The organism is Paenibacillus typhae, assembly GCF_900099765.1.
GTDB lineage: Bacteria > Bacillota > Bacilli > Paenibacillales > Paenibacillaceae > Paenibacillus_AQ > Paenibacillus_AQ typhae.
In genome coordinates this window covers 20,538-41,576 of the sequence record NZ_FNDX01000052.1, presented here as the reverse complement: position 1 = coordinate 41,576, position 21,039 = coordinate 20,538, and the positions used below count along the sequence as shown (strand labels likewise).

Below are 21,039 nucleotides of genomic sequence, written 5' to 3'. Positions count from 1 at the left end.
GGCAAGGGTGTCCACCGCGAGGTGGAATCTGAAGGAAGCCGGAGGCAAACCCTCGGTCTGACGAACAGAAATCACATAGAAGGCATGCTGGGACGGACGAGCTTGCCTAACAAAGCGAAGTCCAATACTGCCCGAATCCCAGGATGTAAATGTGGCAGATAGATGAGGGGAAAGTTATCGCTCTTACCCGGGGAGATCTCACAGACGTCCGGTAGAAAAAAAATCCGAAAGACGGAGTAAAGCTTGCTGTGAGAAGTCAGCAGAGGCCATAGTACCGGAAAGTTTTTTTTTTTCGGGAAGGGCCGAACAATCGTAAGTCTCGAGTGCATACAGGAAGGAGAGTCGGCGCGATGAAAGCAGAATACCGGAAGGGCTGCCCGCAAAGGGATAACGTGGAACGCGAAGAGTATGCGGGAGCGCGGAGTGCCGACATTCGGGAACGTAGAGAAAGAGACGGTGCAATGGACCTGCTGGAACAGATTCTGGACAGAGATAATCTGAACAGAGCGTACAAGCAGGTTAAACGCAACCATGGAGCGCCGGGAATCGACGGAATGACCGTCGAAGATGCGCTGCCATGGTTACAGGAACATAAGGGCGAGCTGTTGCGAAATATCCGGGAAGGAAGGTACAAGCCAAGCCCGGTACGGCGCAAGGAAATTCCCAAACCAGATGGAAGTGGAGTACGGAAGCTTGGCATACCCACAGTCGTGGACCGAGTGATCCAGCAGGCGATCGCCCAGCAGCTGCAACCGCTGTTTGAGCCGCTCTTCTCAGACGGAAGCTACGGCTACCGGCCCGGGCGGAGCGCGCAGCAGGCCATCCGGCAAGTAAAAGCCTACGCAGAACAGGGCTACAGCTACGCCGTAGAAATCGACCTTTCCAAATACTTTGACACCCTGAACCATGAGCTGCTAATGAACCTCTTGCGTAAACAAATTCAAGATAAACGTGTAACCGAGTTGATTAAGAAATATCTGAAAAGTGGGGTTATGGAGAACGGGGTGCACTGCAAAACGGAGGAAGGTTCTCCGCAAGGAGGACCATTATCTCCGCTGCTCGCGAACATTTACCTGAACGAATTCGACCAGGAAATGAGCAGCCGTGGAGTAAACGTCATTCGGTATGCAGATGACATCGTGGTGCTGGCGAAGAGCAAACGGGCAGCGACGCGGCTTCTGGAATCCTGCCGGAAGTACCTGGAGAGCAAACTAAGACTCCAGATGAATACGCAGAAAAGTAAGGTCGTGAGCGTAGTGGCGCGGAAGCATTTCAAGTTTCTTGGCTTTGCCTTGGGAAAGAACAGGGATGGAGTATATATCCGAGCCCATAGTCAATCCCTCGCCAAAGCAAAGAAGAAATTGAAAGAACTGACGAGTCGCAGTCAGGGCAGGAATGTGCGCCAAGTCATGGAGAAAGTGAAGATATACATTCGGGGATGGATGGGCTACTACTATGTGGCGGACATGAAACGGATACTGCAAGGTTGGAGCGAATGGCTGCGAAGACGCCTGCGAATGTACATCTGGAAGCAATGGAAGAAGCCCAAAACAAAGGTACAGAACCTACGGAAACTGGGAATACCGGAGTGGCAGGCCTACCAATGGGGGAACTCTCGCCTGGGCTACTGGCGAGTGGCCGGAAGCCCGGTGCTATCCCGTTCGATAACAAACGAAAAGCTCGCACAGGCCGGGTATTATGACTTCCCTGCACAGTACGAGCGTCTACGTGAATTGCACTCATGCGGTTGAACCGCCGTATACCGAACGGTACGTACGGTGGTGTGAGAGGTCGGCTACTCTATTAATGGGTAGCCTCCTACTCGATTTGTGTTTAACCGGGATTAGACGGTTTTGAGGAACTCGACAATGGTCAGCAGGCCTTTATCAAAGTTCTCCAGGTTGAAGTGCTCATCGGGAGCATGCAGGTTCTCGTCATCCAGGCCAAAGCCCATCAGCACAACCGGTGCCTTCAGGATGCGGGAGAAGCTCTCCATGATCGGGATCGAACCGCCGTCTTTGGTGAAGAGGGCGCGTGTCCCGTAGACTTTGCCAAAAGCATCCGCTGCGGTCTGCAGAATCGGATCAGACGGATCAATATTGAAGGCGCGCGCTTTTTCCATCTGTTTCACTTTTACGGTGGCACCCTTCTGGATGTTTGTCTTCAGGTGCGCTTCCACAGCATCAAGGATATGCTGCGGATCCTGGTCGCCGACGAGACGGCAGGTGATCTTGGCATGGGCTTCCTTCGGAATAACGGTCTTGCTGCCTTCGCCCTGGAATCCGCCGTAGACGCCGTTAAGCTCAAGGGTCGGACGGGCGCCTACACGTTCAACGAAGCTGTAGCCTTCTTCGCCGTAGAGCTGCTCAAGGCCGAGGGATTCTCTGATCTTCTCTTCGTTCACGCCCTGCTTGGCAAATTCCTCGCGCAGCAGCGCGGACAGCTCAGGCACGCCCTGGTAGAAGCCTTCCACAGCTACGCGGCCCTGGTCATCATGCAGGGAGCTGAGCAGGGACACAAGAGCATGCAGCGCATTGGGTACCCCGCCGCCGTACGACCCTGAATGCAGGTCCGTGGAGGCCGTGTGAACAGTAACCTCCATGGAGCAAAGACCGCGCAGTCCGGTGCAGATCGCCGGGCGTCCGCGTTCCAGCAGGGCTGTATCGGAGACCAGCACGGCATCAGCCGCCAGCTTGTCCTGATTAGCTTCCAGGAACGGAGGCAGATGGATGCTACCGATTTCTTCTTCGCCTTCAATGCAGAGCTTGATGTTGACTGGCAGTGTGCCTTCCTGCTTGAGAATGGCTTCAATGGCCTTGATGTGCATGAATACCTGGCCCTTATCGTCGGTTGCTCCGCGTGCATACAGCTTGCCGTCACGGATTTCCGGCTCAAACGGAGGGGTGGTCCACAGATTCAGCGGATCAACCGGCTGCACATCATAGTGGCCGTAAACCAGAATAGTCGGTTTTCCCGGAGCGTGCAGGTAATCGGCATAAACGACGGGATGACCTGCTGTAGGATGGATTTCGATGTTTTCCAGTCCGGCGCGCTTCAGGGTTTCAGTCAGCCAGATGGCGGCCGATTGAACGTCCTCCTTGTGTACAGAAAGGGCGGAAATACTCGGAATGGAAAGCCATTGCTTCAGTTCGTCCAGCTGAGCTTCACGCTCAGCCTGAAAATATTGTTCATAGGACATAAGGGATATGTACCTCCTTGGAGTTTCGCTGCGCATAACCGTCAGGTAAAGCTCAAAACCTCAACCGGGCCGTTAATTGACCACCGGCTGGTTTGGCAGTGTAATGCCTCCATTATACTGGAGAAGCTTCCGGAATCAAAGCAGACTTGCAGTTATTGATTACGCCCCATAACCGTGCTAGACTTAACTGACTTATGAGCAGACAGGAGCGGAAGTGACAGTGCCAGTGAACATGGAACCAGGCAAGGAGCAGGAAGGGCAATTGAACCGGCAGGAAGCAGATCCTGCTTATATTTATACGTATGCGTGCTCGGGGGACGAGCAGGACTTATGCGGAATGGAGCTGCGCTGCCTGTTCGGGAAGGACATCCCGCAGGGGATTTTCGGGAGCGGAATCAGAGTAGAGCCCAGCCGCAGCCCGTTCATTAAGGAAATGATCGAGGTCATGTACACAGGCGACAGCCTGCCGGAGATTTATGACCAGACGGAGCAGGTTGAGCTGAACGGAAAGACGTTCAAGGTCATTTTTGTGAAGACCAATGATCTGCCGCCCGAGCGCAAAATTGAATACAATGAACGCAGGGTGATTGAGCGCGAAATCGGCCTGCGTATCGAAGGGGAAGCGGATGTGAATCATCCGGAGCTGGTATACGGCATCGTGACGTTGGGCGGCCGCTGGTATTTCGGAGCTTACCATAAGAACAACGCGACCTGGTTCCGCCAGATCAAGAAGCCGCGCAGCTATTCCATCGCCCTCAGCACACGTGTAGCCCGCGCCGCAGTCAACATGGCTGTACCTGATCCGGCCGGTATCCGGGCCATTGATCCCTGCTGCGGCATCGGAACGGTCATGATCGAAGCGCTGTCCATGGGAATCGATATCGTCGGCCGGGACATCAACCCGTTCATTGCCCAGGGGGCACGGACCAACATTGCCCACTTCGGCTTCGATGCACCGGTCACTTTAGGGGATATTGCGGACATCACGGAGCATTACGATGCCGCGATTGTGGACATGCCTTATAATCTGTACTCCAGTATTACACCGGAGGAGCAGTTTGATATTCTCGTCAACGCCCGCAGAATTGCTGACCGGGTTGTCATTGTAGCGATAGAGGCGATGGATGAGATGATCGGCAAGGCCGGATTCAGGATTATCGACCGCTGTGTGGCCCGCAAGGGTGCCTTTTCCCGCCATTTGATGCTGTGCGTGTAAAGGCGGCCCGACCAATTATCCTATCCTTGGAGTGGAGGTACGAGCTGTGGAAGAGAAATGGTTAACATGGGCCAAAGAAATCCAGGCCATTGCCCAGACCGGGCTTACATATGCGAAGGATGTCTATGATATTGAACGTTATCAGGCCTTGCGTGAGCTGAGTGTAGATATTCTGGCGAACTATACTTATGAGAGCAAGGAGAAGATCCGGCTCGCTTTTGCGGGGGACGAGGGTTATTGCACGCCAAAGGTGGATATCCGCGGGGTTATTTTTCAGGACAATAAGATTCTGCTGGTCCGCGAGAAGCTGGACGGGAACTGGGCGTTGCCCGGAGGCTGGGGAGATATCGGGCTGTCGCCGAGCGAAGTAGCGGTTAAGGAGATTGCCGAAGAGTCGGGGTATCAGGCGGAGGCAGTGCGGCTGCTGGCGGTGCTGGACAAAAAGTTTCATGAGCATCCGCCGGAGCCGTATCATGTCTACAAATTTTTCATTCTGTGCCGGATTACGGGCGGGGAAGCGGCCGGAGGCGTGGAGACGGACGGGGTAGGCTTTTTTGCGGAAAATGAACTTCCGGAGCTGTCCCGGGAACGTAATACAGAGAAGCAGATTAGAACGCTTTTTGAATTCCTCAAAAATCCCCAAAAACCAGTCATATTGGACTAATCTGCTGCATATAATAAAATACACCGGCTTTTATAAGTTTTATTAGACAAAATTTGGTTAATATTAATTATGAAAGCATTTACAATTTAAACCGCTGAGCCTTTGTATCTAAAATATATTGCGGAAATCCTAATTTTTTAGGCCAGGCGGTCTACATTTTTTCCTCTACTGTGACGATAAGATATTTTAGGAGGGGATCGCAATGGAACAAGAAGAGTTAAGACTTCCGCTTACTCAGGAGAGCACAGCACGTCCTGCCGAAGGCAATATTGCTACCGGGCTTGTATGGGGCGTTCTGATCAGCATTCCCTTATGGATCTCGGTATTCGGCTGGATCATGGGGATATGGCGGTAAAACATCGCTGACTAATAGCTGTACTAAATAAAATTATATGGGTAAAGGCTGTTTCTTTATGACAAAGAAGCGGCCTTTTTGGTTTGGGCAGAATTATTGCTGCATGAATGTTATAAAAAAGGCTGGCCCCCTGTGGAGAAGGAGAACCAGCCTTTTTTGGCTTCCGGTTAAGGGAGCTGCTTCACATGCACTACACGGAAGTTCTCGCACACGACCGGCATCAACGGATCGAAAGACATGCCGTAACGCTGGAATTCTCTTGTGAAATAAACCTCGTGCTCATGGCGCCACGACTCCAGAGACCGGTCATCCTCACCCTCGGAGTAAGCGAACTCAGCGGTCACTTCGTTGAAGGGTACAGTCTCGATATGCGTTGTTTCAATTATTGCCCGCGGTGCGCCTTGGCCGTCCAGCAGGATCGAGTGTCCGCCGATAAAAGGCAGGCTGATGCCCTGCTGTTCATAGACGGTCTTGTTTGAGGCTGTCCCGGTCTTGATTCCTCTCAGCACCAGCTCCAGCAATTCATCCGCCAGCCGGGGACTGTCACCGAAGGCCCAGGCGCTGTCGAATTGATCCGCCGCCTCCGGGTGCTCCTCTACGTAAGCTTGCCAATATTCCGATATTGCTGCGTTTTGTGTCATTGTTATCTCCTTTATCTTTTTATGGTTGTGACGGCCAAAAGTTGCTTAGAAACATTTCTGCTCAGCTTCGTCCATCCAGGCTGTGTATAGCTCATCCAGCTCAGCCTGGGCCGTGTCGCGGGTGTGCTGCAGCTCAGCCAGCTTCACTGCATCACTGGCGATGCCGGGAGCCAGCATTTCGGCGTCAATCCGGCCGAGCCGCTCCTCGGCAGCGGCGATTTCCTGCTCCCAGGCTATAGCAGAGCGCTGTTTACGTGAGGAGGCTATGCCGTTTGCCGGGGCTTGTGCATGATATTGGAGCCCGCCCTTGCCGGCAGGCAGAATTCCGTTTCCTGCAGGCACACTGGAAACGGCAGCTGCCTGCTCCGCCTGCTTCTCCTTGTAGTACTCATAGTTACCGTTAAAAGCATGGAAACGGCCGTCCTCAATCGCCCAGAGCTTCCCGAAGCAGCGGTTGATGAAATAGCGGTCATGGGATACAGCCAGCACGGTGCCCGGAAATTCCTCCAAGGCTTCTTCCAGTGCTTCGCGGGAGTCGATATCCAGATGGTTGGTCGGCTCATCCAGGATGAGCAGGTTCGGCCGGCGGTGCATCAGCACCGCAAAGCGCAGCCGCGTCCATTCCCCGCCGGACAGACCCCCGATGGTTTTGAAGACATCGCTGCCGTAGAAGAGGAAGCGGGCAAGCTGCCCGCGGGCCTCGCCCTCTTCCATTCCTGCTTCCTCGCGGAAATAGCGGAGCACGGACAGCTTGCCGTCCTCGGGCACAGCCTCCTGGGCCAGATAACCGACGGCCGCCCGCGAGCCAAGCATGCAGCTGCCGCTGTCCGGCGTCTCCTGGCCGAGAATCATCCGCAGCAGCGTGCTCTTGCCGGCGCCATTGCCGCCGATCAGCGCGGCCGTTTCGCCGTATCTCAGAATGTCACTGGCGCCGGTAAAGAGGGTACGGCTGCCGTAGCTTTTACTGATCCGGTCGAGGATGACAGCCTGATTGCCGGTCCGGTCTTCCTGCTGCAGCTGCAGATCCATTGCTTTGCGCTCCAGAACCGGCCGCTTGATCTTGACCATCCGGTCCAGCGCCTTCTGCATCGAAGCAGCCCGGCGGTGGAAGGAAGGGTTAGGCGGATTGGAGCGGTTGCCCCATTCGATCAGCCGCTTGATGCTTTCCTGCATCTGCTTGATCTTCTTCTGCTGCTCCTGGTAATCGGCGAACTGCTGAAGCAGCCGGGTTTCCTTTTCCACCTGATAGCCGCTGTAATTGGTGTGGTAGGTGATGGCTTCCCCATCCTCGATCTCGACAACCTTTTTGACTACGGCATCCAGGAAATAACGGTCATGAGAAATCGCCAGCACGGTGCCGTCATAAGCCAGAAGATATTGCTCCAGCCATTCGATCGCCCCCATATCCAGATGGTTCGTCGGCTCATCGAGCAGCAGCACATCCGGACGGCGGAGCAGCAGCTCTGCCAGGCCAACCTTGGTTTTCTCGCCGCCGGAGAGAGAGGCGAATTCGCGCTCATATTGGGATCCGGCAATGCCGAGCCCTGAGGCGACACGCTGGATGGAGGCGTCGATTTCATATCCGCCGGCCGCTTCGAATTTCTCCTGCAGGACGCCGTATTCCTTGAGCACCCTGTTCCAGGCGGCTTCATCCGTCCCGGCGTCAAGTCCGGACATCTGCTGCTCCAGCTCACGGAGGCGGCTCTGCCAGGCGAGCGGCTCAGCGAAGCTGCGCTGGAGTACGGTATAGACGGTGTCCCGGGTCTCGGCCTCCTGAATCTGTGCGAGCAGGCCGACGACACTGCCCCGGCGGATGGAGATCTGGCCCTGATCCGGGCGTTCTTCTCCGCTCAGCAGGCGGAACAGGGTGGTTTTGCCGCAGCCGTTGCGGCCGATCAGGCCGATTTTTTCCCCCTGGCGGATATCGAAGGTGATGTCACTCAGAACAAGCTGGGCACCGTGGTATTTCTGGACATTTTGGCATGAGATAATCATAGGTATTCTCCTTTATATAATGCCTCCAGCCGAATTCTCCAGGATTGAGGCCAGCAAATGGACACAAAAAGACCGCGAGGAAATTTCCCCGCGGCCCTGAACATTCTCCGGCAGTATAGCTTATCCGTTGAAGTGTGGCTGGAAAGGCATTTCACAATTGTGTAGTGTTATTGAGTTCTTGTAAATGGACAGACTTCTCCCGTTGATGGCATTTACATGAACGATGCCAGACATGATCGTAATCAGCCGGCTATTAACACTATTAGTCACATTGTGATCCATTTCCCCACACCTCCTTTTTACAAATTTAAGGTTAGTGTAACCAATATCGCCGGAAGATGCAAGAGAAAAAAGCCTGATCACTGCAATCATATATCTTTGGCGGCATAAGTAGGATGTAAAAGGGCGCGGCGGCGCCCGGAAACTTTTCTGAGGAAAGAGGCGGGGCTATGACGATTTTTGACGGGCTGTTGGGGAATGCAACCCAGGTGGAGCTCGCTGATGTACAGCGCGAATATGCACGCATTCTGGCTACGGGCGAAAGGATCGAGCGGGCGTACAAACTGATCCGGGATATGTTTATTTTTACCGATAAGCGGCTGATTCTCGTCGATAAACAGGGTATGACCGGCAAGAAGACACAATATCATTCGATCCCCTATAAAAGCATCTCCCATTACTCCGTGGAAACGGCAGGTCATTTCGATCTGGATGCGGAGCTGTGTCTGTATGTATCGGGCAGTAGCCTGCCGCTGAAGAAGACATTCAATAAATCGGTCAATATTTATGAGGTGCAGGCGGTGCTGTCGCAGTATATTCTGAAATAATGCTTCGGCGGCATATCAGACGGTATAAGGGAGCACGAACGCTCCATAGGCAAAAGCGGCCACAATTACCAGCGCGGGATGCAGCTTCAGCCACTTCATGGCGGCAAAAGCAAGAGCGGCGATCATCAGCGTCTGCCAGATCCCGATGGCTTCCGCCGGGCTCTGTGCCATTTTAATCGTCAGCACAGTCATCATAACCGCGATAACCGGCTGCACAAGCAGCGTCATACCTTTTACGACAGGCGACTGCTTGTATTTCTGCATGATCCGGAGCAGGATGATCAGGGCTGCAGCCGAAGGCAGGACTGTAGCCAGCAGCGCAAGGACGACACCTGCCCAGCCTAACACATCGTAACCTACGTAAGCAGCAATTTTAGTCGCGATCGGGCCGGGTAACGCGTTGCCGAGCGCCAGCATATTGGAAAACTGCTCATCGGTCAGCCAGCCGAAATGCGTGACAATCTCCTCATACATCAGCGGGATGGAGGAGGGGCCGCCGCCGTAGCCCAGCAGATTCGCCATAAAAAAGCCGTAAATCAGCTCAAGCCATTCCATTTAGGCGGTTCCCCCCTTGCTGTGTTTTTTGGCGAGTATCCGGTAGTGAACGGTTCCATAGCCCAGAAAAAGCACAATTACGATGGCCGGATGCACATGCAGTACCTCCAGCAGCACCAGAGCCAGCAGCAGAAAAGCGGCCCCGATCCATTTTCCCAGCCCTTTAAATGCTTTTTGGGCAAATTCATAAGCCATCATTCCGAGCATAACTGCAATCACAGGTGAAACTGCAGCAATCATACCCGCTACTGTCCGGGAGCCGCTTAAGTAATTGACGGCAGAGAGCAGGGCGATCATCGCGATGCAGCTGGGTAAAATGTGGGCGAGAACGGATAGGAATGCGCCCCGGACTCCCTTCAGCTTGTATCCGAGATAGGCTGCCATTTTGGTGGCGATCGGGCCGGGAAGGGCGTTGGCGATGGCCAGTGTCTCCCCGAATTCGTCGTCGCTCAGCCAGTTGTACCGGGTTACGGCATCATGCCGGATCAGCGGAATGACAGAAGGCCCTCCGCCGTAGCCGAGTATGCCTGTTCTGCACATGGCAACGGCGAGCTGTACATAATCATTTTTGGCTTTTTTCACAGGACCCCTCCTAAGATATGTATGCGGAACAGTCAGTCTTCTGCAGGATAGTACATTTATGCAGGAGCTGAAACGAACAAGGTTTTGGAACATTCTATACCAGCTGCTGCCGGTCAACTACCGGGAAAACGCGGTTTGCCCGAATCTTTGTGCACCGTATACAAAAAGAGGTGTCCTGAATTTGAGTTTGTTCTTAGTGCATTGACAGGTTAATTTGCCGTACGGTTAAATGACGGTAACTTTAAACGAACAGCAGAGGGGGATGGCGCATGACGAAACAGCCGGTGACCGGTACAAAAACAATGGTGGTCAGCCCCCATTACCTGGCTTCCGCCGCTGGCGCGGAAATCCTGCACAGGGGCGGCAATGCTTTTGATGCGGCGGTCGCGGTCAGCGCGGCGCTGGCCGTGGTGTACCCGCACATGACGGGGCTGGGCGGCGATGCTTTTTGGCTCACGTACAGCGCGGCCGAAGGGCGCGTACGTGCCTATAACGGCAGCGGACGGTCCGGCTACGGCGTCCGCAGGGACCTGTATGCCGGGGAAGCCGCGATTCCCCGGCGCGGGGTGCGCAGCGCCATTACGGTACCCGGAATGGCGGACAGCTGGGCGGCGGTCCAGGGCGAATACGGCCGCCTGGCCTTCGCGGAGGTGCTGGAGCCGGCGATCAGCCACGCCTCCGCGGGGTTTCCGCTGTCCCCGGACCAGCACGGGGGCAGCGTGCTTGCCGGAGCCGCGCTGAGCCCCGGCGCGGCGGCGGTGTACCTGCCCGGCGGTGCGGTGCCGGCCGCCGGGTCGAGGTTTGTGCAGCCGCAGCTGGCCGGGACGCTGCGTGCCCTGGCGTCGGGGGGCCGCGACGCCTTCTACAAGGGGCAGATTGCGCAGGACATAAGCGATTATATGCGGGCTGCGGGCGGGTATCTTACCTGTGATGATTTTGCCGATCATCACGGGGAATGGGCTGAGCCCGTCTCGACCGGTTATCACGGCTACAGCATCTATCAGGCGCCGCCGAACTCGCAGGGCTTTGCAGCACTGATGGCACTGAATATATTGGAGCGCTTTGATTTTGGCGGTATCGAGCATGGCTCCTATGAATATTACCATCTGCTGGTGGAAGCGCTGAAGCTGAGCTTCCGTGACCGGGACCAGGTGCTGACGGATCCGGTTCACCATCCGGTTCCGCTGGACCGGCTGCTGGATAAAGGATATGCGCAGCAGCTTGCAGCCTCCATCTCGATGAGCCGTGCGGCGGCGATTGGAAGTGAACCGGTCGGCCGGGATACGGCTTACGCCGCTGTAGTGGACGGTGACGGCAATGCGGTGTCGTTCATTCAAAGCCTCTATTTTGAATTCGGCTCAGGGGTTGTTGCCGGGGATACCGGCATTCTGCTGCAGAACCGAGGTTCATTCTTCTCACTGGACCCGGGGCATATCAATACACTGGAGCCGCACAAGCGCACATTCCATACGCTGATGCCGGCGATGGCGTGCCGGGACGGAAAGCCCGCCTATCTGTACGGGACACAGGGCGGGGAAGGGCAGCCGCAGACGCAGACGCTGCTGCTGACGAGGCTGCTGCATTACGGCATGAATCCGCTGGAGGCGGTGAGTGCCCCAAGGTTTGTATGGGGCAGAACCTGGGGAGAGCCGACCCAGGAGCTGAAGGTTGAGCAGCGTGCGGGGCAGCAGGTGCTGGATGCCTTGGCGGGCGCCGGGCATCTGGTGCGGCCTGCAGCCGCTTTTGACGGCATCATGGGCCATGCCCATGTTATTGGAATAGACAGCGGAGGTCTCCGCAGCGGCGGAACCGATCCGCGGTGTGACGGAGCGGCAATCGGGTGGTAGCCGGCAGGAAGGGAGCGGGAGAGATGATACTGGATAATAATTACGGAGCTTTTATTGCTCCGGAGCTGGAAGTCTCCGGCTCGCGGCAGGGGGAATTGAAGGGGCTCAGGTTCGCAGTAAAGGATGTGTTCGCAGTAGCCGGCCACAGCTCTTCTGCCGGGAATCCCGCGTGGCTGCGCAGCCACAGGCCTTCTGCGGCACATGCGGCGGCTGTTGTTAAACTGCTGGAGGCGGGGGCATCCTTATGCGGCGCAGCTCATACCGATGAGCTGATGTACAGCCTGGGCGGCGAAAACGCTCATTACGGCACCCCTGTAAACCCGCGCGGAGCCGGACGGATTCCCGGTGGTTCCTCCAGCGGGTCGGCGGTGGCGGTAGCCTCCGGCGCGGTGGATTTTGCACTTGGAACGGATACCGGCGGTTCGGTCCGTGTCCCATCTGCTTACTGCGGCGTGTACGGCTTCCGTCCTACCCATGGAGCCGCGGCGATGGAGGGTGTTATTCCGCTGGCTCCGGGATTTGATACGGTGGGCTGGATGGCGGACAGCCTCGAGCTGCTGGAGGTTGTGGGGAGGGTGCTGCTTGATGCGGGTGGGATGGCCTCTGAGCAGGCGGATGTAACGGACGCCGGCGGAGTAAGTCTGTCTCTGTCTGGAATCACATCCGGTTCTGGTTCTGGAGCTGCCCCGGCCGAAGACAGAATGAGCAGGCTGTATCTCCCTGCGGACTGCTGGGCGCTGGCTGAGCCGTCAAGTGCCGCCTGTCTGAAGCGGGAACTCAGCCGGCTGCAGGCAACAGCGGATGAGACAATAGAAAACGTTGTTTCAGCCGAAGGGCTGAAAAGCTGGATGGATGTGTTCAGGGAACTGCAGGCTTCAGAAATCTGGACGACTCATGGTGAATGGATCAGGCAGGAGCAGCCGGAGTTCGGACCGGATATCGCAGCCCGTTTCTCTTGGGCGGCAAGCATCGCCGGACAGGACCACAGCCGGGCGGCCGCGCTGCGCAGTGAGATTGCCGGCAGGCTGCGGCAACTGCTCGGAGAGGACCGCTGCCTGGTCATCCCGACCGTCCCGGGACCGGCTCCGCTGCTGGGCGGAGACCTGCAGCAGCTGGAACGCAACCGCAGCGGCGCTATGATGCTTAGCTGCATTGCCGGGCTTGCCGGCCTGCCGCAGATTACCCTGCCGGTGGAGGGGCCTGAGGGTCTCCCGCTGGGACTGTCCGTCATCGGCGGCCACGGGCAGGATCTCCGCCTGCTCTCTTGGGTGCGGAGTGCCTGGTATTAAATGACGAGCTGCGCATCCTGTTTCTTATCCGGCACGTTGGGAATGCCGTCAGAACTGGAGTCTACCCGGGCTCCGGCTCAGCAGACAGTATTAGCTGCCTGCAACCGTTCTGGCTCCGGGTCATTATAGAAGCAAGAGCCTGGCTACAGTCTGCTGCCGTTGGCTTCGCGGCGGTCGTGGTCTGGTTTAATCAGGTTGTCTGATTTGCTTGTGAATATAACAGCGCTTTGTAACTGCACTTTGTGCAGTTATTTGCTGTGAAATTAGCCGCTACCGCGAGATAGGTGTAGTTTGTACAACTCACCACTGGCCGCTAACTGAACTAAGTGGAATTTCGTCATCTAATTCTCCGCCAAGTTACCGAAACGGGAAGGATAGTTGGAAAAACACCACTTAATTTTACAGTTTCATCCCTAATGGAGAGTAGGGGGCTGAAATAAGTGTCTATTTTCCAACTAAAGCTTAGAAAAACAGAAAAAAGGTAAAAATAAGCTGCTAAAATCCAACTAAATATTGGGACGCTCAGAAAATACTAAATACTAAATGTAGCACAGATGCCCGAGACAACCACGTAAAGTTACTAAGCTAACCCAACCCACGCAACCCACGCAACCCACGCAACCCACGCAACCCACACAACCCACGCAACCCACGCAACCCACGCAACCCACACAACCCACGCAACCCACCCACCCCACACAACCCACCCACCCCACACAACCATAAGCCCAAAACACTTATTAGCAAGTCCCGGCACCAAACCAAGCATAAAACAACTATCCATCAAGGATTCAAGTAAACAATCACCCAAGCGCCCAACAATCATCCAGCCAACATCCAGCCAGCATCCATCCAACAACAGAAGGCTACGCCACAGTATTAATACTTTTTTTCCTGCTAATCTTCTGCGCTGGTCACTTACACCGGACTTTATACAGGTAGTTCGCCTCCCGGACGGCGGAGACTTCGAGCCAGATATGTATGTCATACAATCAATTCTATAAAAATAGGACAGACTGCCTGCAACACGATATTTCTGAGGTATGGAACACATTAGATTCTATTTTCACAAGATTCTGCTTTTCACATCAAAGTAGAGGTTACCCATCGTCCATAGTACAAGGGAACCTCCCCGCATGGCTCACCCCGCTAAAAGGGCACAATAGGCCTATTCCCGAGCTGTCTTCCTCAACAAATGCACCCTCGGCCAGTCGCTTTATTTTCCAGAAGCTTCATTTTCCTCACTCCCGATCTTTAAAATTATGTGAAATGCGTCATTTTACCTAACATAATATACTATATTCTTTACTTTTATCTTTCCAATAGGGGTTATTTTATCTATAATGTTACATAAAGTAACATAAAGAACGATGGTTAAATAAACGTATTTACTTAAGGAGGGGTGGCATGCATCTTACCGTCGAAGAAGCGTTGTCCATTTATCCTTTATCCGAAGCCAAGCTTATTGCAGGGGCCAGGGGCAAGCACAGAATTGTAAAGTCGATCAATGTTATGGATGCGCCGGATATCTCGGACTGGATAAAAGAGGGCGAAATGCTGTTAACGACCGCCTATCTGATCAAGGACAGCCTGGAGGATGCCTCTGCGCTGCTGCAGACGCTGAACCGGAGGGGCTCGTCGGCGCTAGGCATCAAGCTGGGCCGTTTCTGGGATACCGTGCCTGAGGAGCTGATTGCCGAGGCGGAGACGCTGAACTTTCCGCTGATTGAGCTGCCGTTCCAGTTTACGTTCTCCGACCAGATGAACGGGCTGTTCCGCGCTGAACTGTCGCGAAGCACCAGCATGCTGCAGGAGATTATGGAGAAGCAGCGCAAGCTGATGCGCTTCGCCCTGCGTTCGGGACGCAGCGGTCCGCTGTTTGAATCCGTCTCTGAGGTGATCGGATATAAGCTTGCGGTTGTAAGCAGCCGGGGAGACGTTGTTTATAACAACTCGGAGTATGCAAGCCGTCAGCTGCTGGAAGGCTGGCCTTGGCAGAACCGCAGCCAGCGCTTCCGGATCGGAGACAGAACCGGTCTGCGGCTTCCGCTGATGCAGGGGGAAAAGTGCTCGGGTTATCTTTTATACTGTCAGATTGATCCCCTTCTGCTGCCTGTGGAAGAAAGCTTATTTATCCAGGGGGCTGAACTGATTTCATTTCATATTCATTCGGGGTATGAGGATTATTTCGAGCTGGCTGAGCACAGGGAGTTCAGCGGGCTGCTGCGCCGCTGCCTGAGCGGCGGGCTGTCCTGCAGTGAGCTGTCCCAGGCAGCCTTGAGGCTGGGGGTGAAGCTGCTGCATTCACCTTTTCAAGTGCTGCTGACAGAAACGGCAGCAGGCGGGGATGAACGGCAGCGGGAGCTGCTCCGGCTGAAGGAAGAATATGCTGAGCATCCTGCCCTGCGGGAATTAAATGCCATTCATGTTCTGATGGATGAGGGGCTGGTATCACTGTTTCCGGCTAACGGGCTGAGTGCAGGGGAGTTCCGTGAGCTGATATATGAGTGCTTTGATAACCTGAAGCTTGATACAGGATATTATCCGCGGGCTGCTGCCAGTAGCGTCAAGGTGAAGCCGGAGGGACTGAAAGAAGCTTTTGCCGAGGTCAGGGAATGTATGGCTATGTCCCAGCACTGGGGGGCATTCGGGAATGTAGTGCATTACCGGCAGCTTGAGCTGAATCTTCTGCTCGGCCAGATTCCTGAAGAGTCAATGAAGAAATACATCACCGGCAATCTTCGCGGACTGCTCAGCCGGGAGCCGGAATATGTCAGGGAGATGCTCCATACGCTGGAGGTTTATCTGGAGAATGACGGTCATGTCAACGAAACAGCCAAAAAGCTGTTCATCCACCGCAATACGGCCACTTACCGTATTGAGAAGCTCAGTGAGCTGCTGGATGTCGATTTTAAAAAGATCAATGATCTGATGAGGCTTAAGCTGGTGTTTGTGTTCCGCAAAATGCTGGAACGTGAATAATACTGCAGACGTTTTTGCCGGACATCAAGATAAGCAGCAACTCGGAAATGCTGTACAACCAAGTTAAATCCAAAAAAGAGCAGGCGCCGGGCGCCGCCGAAAGGAGCGGGAACAATGAGAGTAGCCGGTATTTACCTGGCGGCAGGGCATGGCAGACGGGCGGGAGAACCCCAAACATCGCCGAAGCTGTCTCGGAAGGTTACACCGAAAAGTGTGGTGGTCAGTGAGCTTGAACGCTGCACCCTTGATCCGCTGGTCGTGGTTGTCCGGGCAGATGACAATCTGGAATGGCTGCCGCCTGCCGCTGAGCAGAGCTCAAGGCGGACTGAAACCTGCCTGACCGCCCATCTGGGACTGTCGTTTTCCCTGCGCTGCGGACTGAATGCTATTCTGCCGCTGCAGCCTGATGCTGTAGTGGTTGCACTAGCCGGTCAGAACTCTGTTACATCTTCGCTTGTAAACCGGCTGAAGGACATGTATATGCGGAATCCGGAGCTTGATTATGTGGCCGGAGCCCATGAAGGGCTGGCGATGCCGCCGGCTCTGTTTTCCAGAAAAATGTTCACGGTATTGCAGGGATTGGAAGGAGAGGAAGGGGCTGCGGGGATTTGGCGGTCCTCCGAGTACAAGGGAGCTGTTCTGCAGCCTGATGCTGCAGACTTCTTGTCTGATGCTGATCCTCGGTTTGATATGTATGAAGCCCGTAATGAGTGGAGTCTCCGCGGAAAAAGCTGACATTGAAGGGCGATTTTCCAGTCGAATGTCAGTAAAAATCACATATTTTAAGTATAATTCGCTTTAGTTTAGTGCATTAAGCACAAAAACCTGTAAAGTTCTTATTATATAGCACAAACGTATGTTATGTAAATTTACGTAAACGCTCTGTCTCAGTATAGTAGAGATACATTAATGGTTTCAGCCATTAAGAGAGATATCCTGGAGGAGGAGAATTATGAAAAAAAGGGGTCAGGGATTTACGGTAAGTTTAATGCTTATGTTCCTGCTTGCAGTAGTGCTGGCTGGCTGCGGAGGCAACAACAATGCTGCACCATCTAACACTGCTGCAACGGAGGCGCCGGCTGCGGCGAATGCAGGGACTGCAACAGAAGCACCGGCAACAACAGAGCCGGCGGCAGAGAAGCCGACAGTTGCTTTTGTCTACATCGGGCCTCCGGGCGACGGCGGTTACACGTATCAGCATGACCAAGGCCGTTTGTACATGGAAAAAGAGCTCGGCATCAAAGCCGACTTCGTTGAAAATGTTCCGGAAAGTGCTGATGCGGAGCGCGTTATTACTGAACTGGCACAATCCCACGATATCGTATTCACCACAAGCTTCGGATATATGGACTTTACCCTCAATGTAGCGGGCAAATTTCCTAACGTGAAATTCCTCCATGCTTCCGGCTACAAGACAGCTGAGAATATGGGCACCTACTTCGGCAAGAACTATCAGGCAAGTTATCTCACAGGTATCGCCGCCGGAAAAATGACTACGAAAAATCATCTCGGTTATGTAGGAGCTTTTCCGATCAGCGAAGTTATTTATAATCTGAATGCATTTACACTCGGTGCTCAAAGCGTTAATCCGGACATTAAGGTAGATGTGGTCTGGACCAACACCTGGTATGACCCGGCAACGGAACGCCAGGCGGCAATCAGTCTGCTGGATAAAGGCGCAGATGTCCTGCTGGCTTATCAGGATTCTCCGGCTACCCTTCAGGCAGCTGCTGAACGCGGAGCTTATGCAGGCGGTAACGACTCGGATATGAGCAAGTATGCGCCGGATAACTACCTGACCAACCCGGTCTGGAACTGGGGCCCCTACTACGTGAAGGCTGTCCAGTCGGTAATGGACGGAACGTGGAAGAGCGAGCAGTATTCCGGGGATATGGCAGACGGTATGGTTGAGCTGGCACCGTTCGGCAACAAGGTTCCTGATGATGTGAAGGCACTGGTAGAGGAAGCGAAGGCTAAGATCATCAGCGGTGAGCTGGATGTATTCACCGGCCCGATCTCTGATAACCAGGGCAACGTCAAGGTTCAGGAAGGCCAGAAGCTTACGCTCGAAGAGGTTCTGGGCATGAACTGGCTTGTCAAAGGCGTAGAGGGCACAATCCCGCAATAATAGCTTAACTTTAATATCATACTTCATGTTCCTATGGGTGGGGCGGGTTCCGGATGAATGGAACCTTCCCCACCCGTACTACAACTATAAGGAAGGAGCATCCCATTATGCAGGACCATTCGGTTGAAATGCGCGGGATTGTGAAGAGATTCGGTTCTGTAACGGCAAGCGATCAAGTCGATTTTTCGGCAAACGCGGGTGAGGTTCACGCGCTGCTTGGTGAGAACGGAGCAGGTAAGAGCACAGTCATGAGCATGCTGTCAGGTGTATACCGGGCGGATGAAGGCGAAATTCTGATTCACGGCAAGCCTGCCAGAATCCGCTCCCCTAAGGATGCGGCGCTTTTGGGGGTCGGGATGGTGTTTCAGAATTTCAGACTCGTGCAGACGCTCACGGCAGCGGAAAATATCGTGCTTGGCGAAAAGTCGTCTTTCTGGCGGGGGAGCAAGTGGATCAGGCAGAAGCGTGAGGAGATTGAAGCGCTGGGAGAACAGTTCGGGCTGAAGTTTCCGGTTAACCGGCCAATTTGGCAGCTGTCCGTCGGTGAACAGCAGCGTGTGGAGATCGTCAAGACGCTGTATAGGGGGGCGGACATCATCATTTTGGATGAGCCGACTTCCGTGCTTACGCCGGGGGAAGCGGAGCAGCTGTTTGAAACGCTGCGTGTAATGAAGCAGGCGGGCAAGACGGTTATTATGACTACTCATAAGATGAAGGAAGTCATGGCTTCCTCTGACCGGATCTCCGTTATGCGCAAAGGCAAAATGATTGCCACACTGGCTACGGCACAGACAGATGAGCTGGAGCTGGCCCGCCTGATGGTTGGCAGGGAAGTGACGATCAGCCGCCAGGAACGGGAAGCCACCCAGGGAGAGCCGCTGCTTGTTGTCAACCGTCTGGAGGTCTCGGCTGATCACGGCCGCAAGGCGCTTGACGGCTTGTCGCTCACCGTGTGTGAAGGTGAGATTGTCGGCGTTGCGGGGGTTGCGGGCAACGGGCAGAAGGAGCTGGCAGAGGTGCTTACGGGTCTTAGAACCTGGAAGAACGGGGAGATCATTTTTGATGGCAGCCGGGTAAAAACAGCCTCGGTCCGCGGCGCCATTGATGCCGGAATTTCCCATGTGCCGGAGAACCGTATGAAGAGCGGTCTGGCCGGACGGCTGGGGTCGGTTGATAATCTGCTCTTCAAATCCTACCGCACGGAGGAGCACTCCAAATTTGGTATTCTGAAGGCGGCGAAGAACCGTCTGTGGTCACAGGAGCTGGTGCAGCGCTTTGATGTCAAGACGCCCGAACTGGATACTCCGGTGCAGCAGTTATCCGGCGGGAATCAGCAGAAGCTGCTGTTCGCCCGTGAGGTCAGCCATAAGCCGAAGCTGATGGTTGCCGTTCACCCTACACAAGGGCTTGATGTAGGAGCTACTGCGGGTGTACATGAGCTGCTGATGGAGCTGCGGAGCTCCGGCAGCGGCGTGCTGCTGATTTCAGAGGATCTCGATGAGCTTCTGCAGTTGTCAGACCGGATTCTGGTTATTTACAACGGCGCAATCATCGGCGAAAGCGATCATGAGCATGCCGACAGGGAACAGATTGGTCTGATGATGGCCGGAATCCGGCACAGGGAGGGCAGTGCGGTATGAGTCCAAAAAATACAGGCAATACGGCGGCGGTTCTGGAGCCGCTTCCGGCCAAGTCTGGCAAACGTTTCGGGCTGCGGCTGGAATACGATTCAAGCCGTACCCGCTCTCCGTGGTGGTCGCCGATTCTGTCCGTTATCCTGGCGCTCCTGCTGTGTGCGGTATTTATAGCCGCGAACGGGATGAATCCGGTTACGGTGTATGAGAAAATGTTCCGCGGCGCCTTCGGCACCTCCTACGGCTTCACGGAAACGATGGTAAAAGCAATCCCGCTGCTGCTGTGCGGCCTTGGTATCGCTGTAGCCTACCGGATTTCCGTATGGAATATCGGTGCTGAGGGGCAGCTTACTGTCGGGGCGATGGCGGCTACGGCAGTAACGATTTATTTTCCCGATCTGCCGTCCTTCTGGGCCATTACGCTGATGCTGATTTTTGGTACGGCTGCAGGTGCACTCTGGGGTCTGATGACTGCTATCCCGCGCACGCATTTTGGTGTAAATGAGCTGATTACCTCGCTGATGCTGAATTATGTAGCGCTGCTGGCGCTTGACTATGTGGTGTTTGGTCCGTGGAAAGATCCTGCGGGCTTCAATTTCCCGGGATCACCGATGTTTACGGCTGCGCAGTCGCTGCCGGTTCTGGGAACGACACGATTGCATATCGGTCTGATCTTCGGACTGGTCGCCGTATTTATCTACTTCCTGATGGTCAAATTTACCCGTTGGGGCTATGAACTGAGGCTGATCGGTGCGAATCCGACGGCTGCACGTTATGCGGGCATTCATATCAAGAAGCATATTATTATCGTAATGCTGATCAGCGGAGGGCTGGCGGGCATTGCCGGTATGGCTGAGGTCTCCGGGGTAACCCACAAGCTGATGCAGGGCATCTCGCCCGGCTACGGCTACACCGCAATCATCGTCGCCTGGCTTGCCAAGCTGAATCCGCTCGGCCTGATCGTTACCTCCGTCCTGTTCGGCGGCCTGATTGTCGGCGGCTATAGCGTGCAAACCATCGGATTGCCTTCGTCTATTTCAGAAATGCTGCAGGGCTCGATCCTGTTCTTCCTGATTGCCGGCGATATGATTCACCGTTTCCGCATACGCCGGAGCGCGTAGTCGG

At 54.7% G+C, this 21,039-nt stretch carries 17 protein-coding genes; 12 read left to right on the top strand and 5 right to left on the bottom strand.

What is annotated here, in order from left to right; all coding sequences use genetic code 11:
* Positions 1-350: 350 nt before the first annotated feature.
* Entirely contained in the window at positions 351-1,751 is a 1,401-nt protein-coding gene (gene ltrA / locus BLR64_RS26445; RefSeq protein WP_090719250.1) for a group II intron reverse transcriptase/maturase, read from the top strand.
* Between the two features lie 92 nt (positions 1,752-1,843).
* On the opposite strand, the gene BLR64_RS26440 is transcribed toward ltrA, so the two are convergent.
* On the bottom strand, positions 1,844-3,199 hold the full coding sequence (locus BLR64_RS26440) for a dipeptidase (RefSeq protein WP_090719248.1): 1,356 nt from the start codon (positions 3,197-3,199) through the stop codon (positions 1,844-1,846).
* Positions 3,200-3,461: 262 nt separating this feature from the next.
* On the opposite strand from BLR64_RS26440, the gene BLR64_RS26435 reads away from it, so the two are divergent.
* From BLR64_RS26435 to BLR64_RS30450, 3 genes are all read left to right on the top strand, one after another.
* Entirely contained in the window at positions 3,462-4,415 is a 954-nt protein-coding gene (locus BLR64_RS26435) for a TRM11 family SAM-dependent methyltransferase (protein WP_415841235.1), read from the top strand.
* A 46-nt stretch (positions 4,416-4,461) separates the two neighbouring features.
* Positions 4,462-5,079 (top strand): NUDIX hydrolase, encoded by a 618-nt coding sequence (locus tag BLR64_RS26430; protein ID WP_090719246.1) that lies wholly within the window; start codon positions 4,462-4,464, stop codon positions 5,077-5,079.
* A 202-nt stretch (positions 5,080-5,281) separates the two neighbouring features.
* Positions 5,282-5,434 (top strand): hypothetical protein, encoded by a 153-nt coding sequence (locus BLR64_RS30450; RefSeq protein WP_167360788.1) that lies wholly within the window; start codon positions 5,282-5,284, stop codon positions 5,432-5,434.
* Positions 5,435-5,601: 167 nt separating this feature from the next.
* Here BLR64_RS30450 and BLR64_RS26425 read toward each other — a convergent pair whose 3' ends face one another.
* Both BLR64_RS26425 and abc-f read right to left on the bottom strand, forming a co-directional pair.
* The gene (locus BLR64_RS26425) at positions 5,602-6,075 is read right to left on the bottom strand and encodes an ASCH domain-containing protein (protein WP_090719244.1); all 474 of its coding nucleotides are present in this window, start codon (positions 6,073-6,075) and stop codon (positions 5,602-5,604) included.
* Positions 6,076-6,120: 45 nt separating this feature from the next.
* On the bottom strand, positions 6,121-8,070 hold the full coding sequence (gene abc-f / locus BLR64_RS26420) for a ribosomal protection-like ABC-F family protein (RefSeq protein ID WP_090719242.1): 1,950 nt from the start codon (positions 8,068-8,070) through the stop codon (positions 6,121-6,123).
* A 449-nt stretch (positions 8,071-8,519) separates the two neighbouring features.
* Between abc-f and BLR64_RS26415 the strand changes: the two genes are divergently transcribed.
* Entirely contained in the window at positions 8,520-8,897 is a 378-nt protein-coding gene (locus BLR64_RS26415) for a PH domain-containing protein (RefSeq protein ID WP_090719240.1), read from the top strand.
* A 15-nt stretch (positions 8,898-8,912) separates the two neighbouring features.
* Here BLR64_RS26415 and chrA read toward each other — a convergent pair whose 3' ends face one another.
* Positions 8,913-9,452, bottom strand: a complete 540-nt coding sequence (chrA, locus tag BLR64_RS26410; RefSeq protein WP_090719238.1) for a chromate efflux transporter ChrA — start codon at positions 9,450-9,452, stop codon at positions 8,913-8,915.
* Positions 9,453-10,034 (bottom strand): chromate efflux transporter ChrB, encoded by a 582-nt coding sequence (chrB, locus tag BLR64_RS26405; protein WP_279615492.1) that lies wholly within the window; start codon positions 10,032-10,034, stop codon positions 9,453-9,455.
* Positions 10,035-10,303: 269 nt separating this feature from the next.
* On the opposite strand from chrB, the gene ggt reads away from it, so the two are divergent.
* The 7 genes from ggt to BLR64_RS26365 all read left to right on the top strand — a co-directional run bounded on the left by ggt (position 10,304) and on the right by BLR64_RS26365 (position 21,035).
* Positions 10,304-11,881, top strand: a complete 1,578-nt coding sequence (ggt, locus tag BLR64_RS26400) for a gamma-glutamyltransferase (RefSeq protein ID WP_090719234.1) — start codon at positions 10,304-10,306, stop codon at positions 11,879-11,881.
* 29 nt (positions 11,882-11,910) lie between these two features.
* On the top strand, positions 11,911-13,170 hold the full coding sequence (locus tag BLR64_RS26395; protein ID WP_167360791.1) for an amidase family protein: 1,260 nt from the start codon (positions 11,911-11,913) through the stop codon (positions 13,168-13,170).
* A gap of 1,407 nt (positions 13,171-14,577) precedes the next feature.
* The gene (locus BLR64_RS26385; RefSeq protein ID WP_090719232.1) at positions 14,578-16,152 is read left to right on the top strand and encodes a PucR family transcriptional regulator; all 1,575 of its coding nucleotides are present in this window, start codon (positions 14,578-14,580) and stop codon (positions 16,150-16,152) included.
* 114 nt (positions 16,153-16,266) lie between these two features.
* A complete protein-coding gene (locus tag BLR64_RS26380) occupies positions 16,267-16,887 on the top strand; it encodes an NTP transferase domain-containing protein (protein ID WP_090719230.1) in 621 nt (206 codons plus the stop codon).
* A gap of 217 nt (positions 16,888-17,104) precedes the next feature.
* A complete protein-coding gene (locus BLR64_RS26375; protein ID WP_090719228.1) occupies positions 17,105-18,280 on the top strand; it encodes a BMP family ABC transporter substrate-binding protein in 1,176 nt (391 codons plus the stop codon).
* A 107-nt stretch (positions 18,281-18,387) separates the two neighbouring features.
* Positions 18,388-19,920, top strand: coding sequence for an ABC transporter ATP-binding protein (locus BLR64_RS26370; RefSeq protein WP_090719226.1), 1,533 nt, complete (start codon positions 18,388-18,390; stop codon positions 19,918-19,920).
* Positions 19,917-21,035, top strand: coding sequence for an ABC transporter permease (locus BLR64_RS26365; protein ID WP_090719224.1), 1,119 nt, complete (start codon positions 19,917-19,919; stop codon positions 21,033-21,035). The genes BLR64_RS26370 and BLR64_RS26365 overlap by 4 nt, the downstream gene beginning before the upstream one ends.
* Positions 21,036-21,039: the final 4 nt, after the last annotated feature.

Excerpts from the sequence above, each read along its gene's own strand:
- BLR64_RS26375 (WP_090719228.1), top strand. The coding sequence starts at position 17,105 with ATGAAAAAAAGGGGTCAGGGATTTACGGTAAGTTTAATGCTTATGTTC.
- abc-f (WP_090719242.1), bottom strand. The coding sequence starts at position 8,070 with ATGATTATCTCATGCCAAAATGTCCAGAAATACCACGGTGCCCAGCTT.
- BLR64_RS26365 (WP_090719224.1), top strand. The coding sequence starts at position 19,917 with ATGAGTCCAAAAAATACAGGCAATACGGCGGCGGTTCTGGAGCCGCTT.
- ggt (WP_090719234.1), top strand. The coding sequence starts at position 10,304 with ATGACGAAACAGCCGGTGACCGGTACAAAAACAATGGTGGTCAGCCCC.
- BLR64_RS26425 (WP_090719244.1), bottom strand. The coding sequence starts at position 6,075 with ATGACACAAAACGCAGCAATATCGGAATATTGGCAAGCTTACGTAGAG.
- BLR64_RS26370 (WP_090719226.1), top strand. The coding sequence starts at position 18,388 with ATGCAGGACCATTCGGTTGAAATGCGCGGGATTGTGAAGAGATTCGGT.
- BLR64_RS26380 (WP_090719230.1), top strand. The coding sequence starts at position 16,267 with ATGAGAGTAGCCGGTATTTACCTGGCGGCAGGGCATGGCAGACGGGCG.
- chrA (WP_090719238.1), bottom strand. The coding sequence starts at position 9,452 with ATGGAATGGCTTGAGCTGATTTACGGCTTTTTTATGGCGAATCTGCTG.
- BLR64_RS26440 (WP_090719248.1), bottom strand. The coding sequence starts at position 3,199 with ATGTCCTATGAACAATATTTTCAGGCTGAGCGTGAAGCTCAGCTGGAC.
- BLR64_RS30450 (WP_167360788.1), top strand. The coding sequence starts at position 5,282 with ATGGAACAAGAAGAGTTAAGACTTCCGCTTACTCAGGAGAGCACAGCA.
- BLR64_RS26385 (WP_090719232.1), top strand. The coding sequence starts at position 14,578 with ATGCATCTTACCGTCGAAGAAGCGTTGTCCATTTATCCTTTATCCGAA.
- BLR64_RS26415 (WP_090719240.1), top strand. The coding sequence starts at position 8,520 with ATGACGATTTTTGACGGGCTGTTGGGGAATGCAACCCAGGTGGAGCTC.
- ltrA (WP_090719250.1), top strand. The coding sequence starts at position 351 with ATGAAAGCAGAATACCGGAAGGGCTGCCCGCAAAGGGATAACGTGGAA.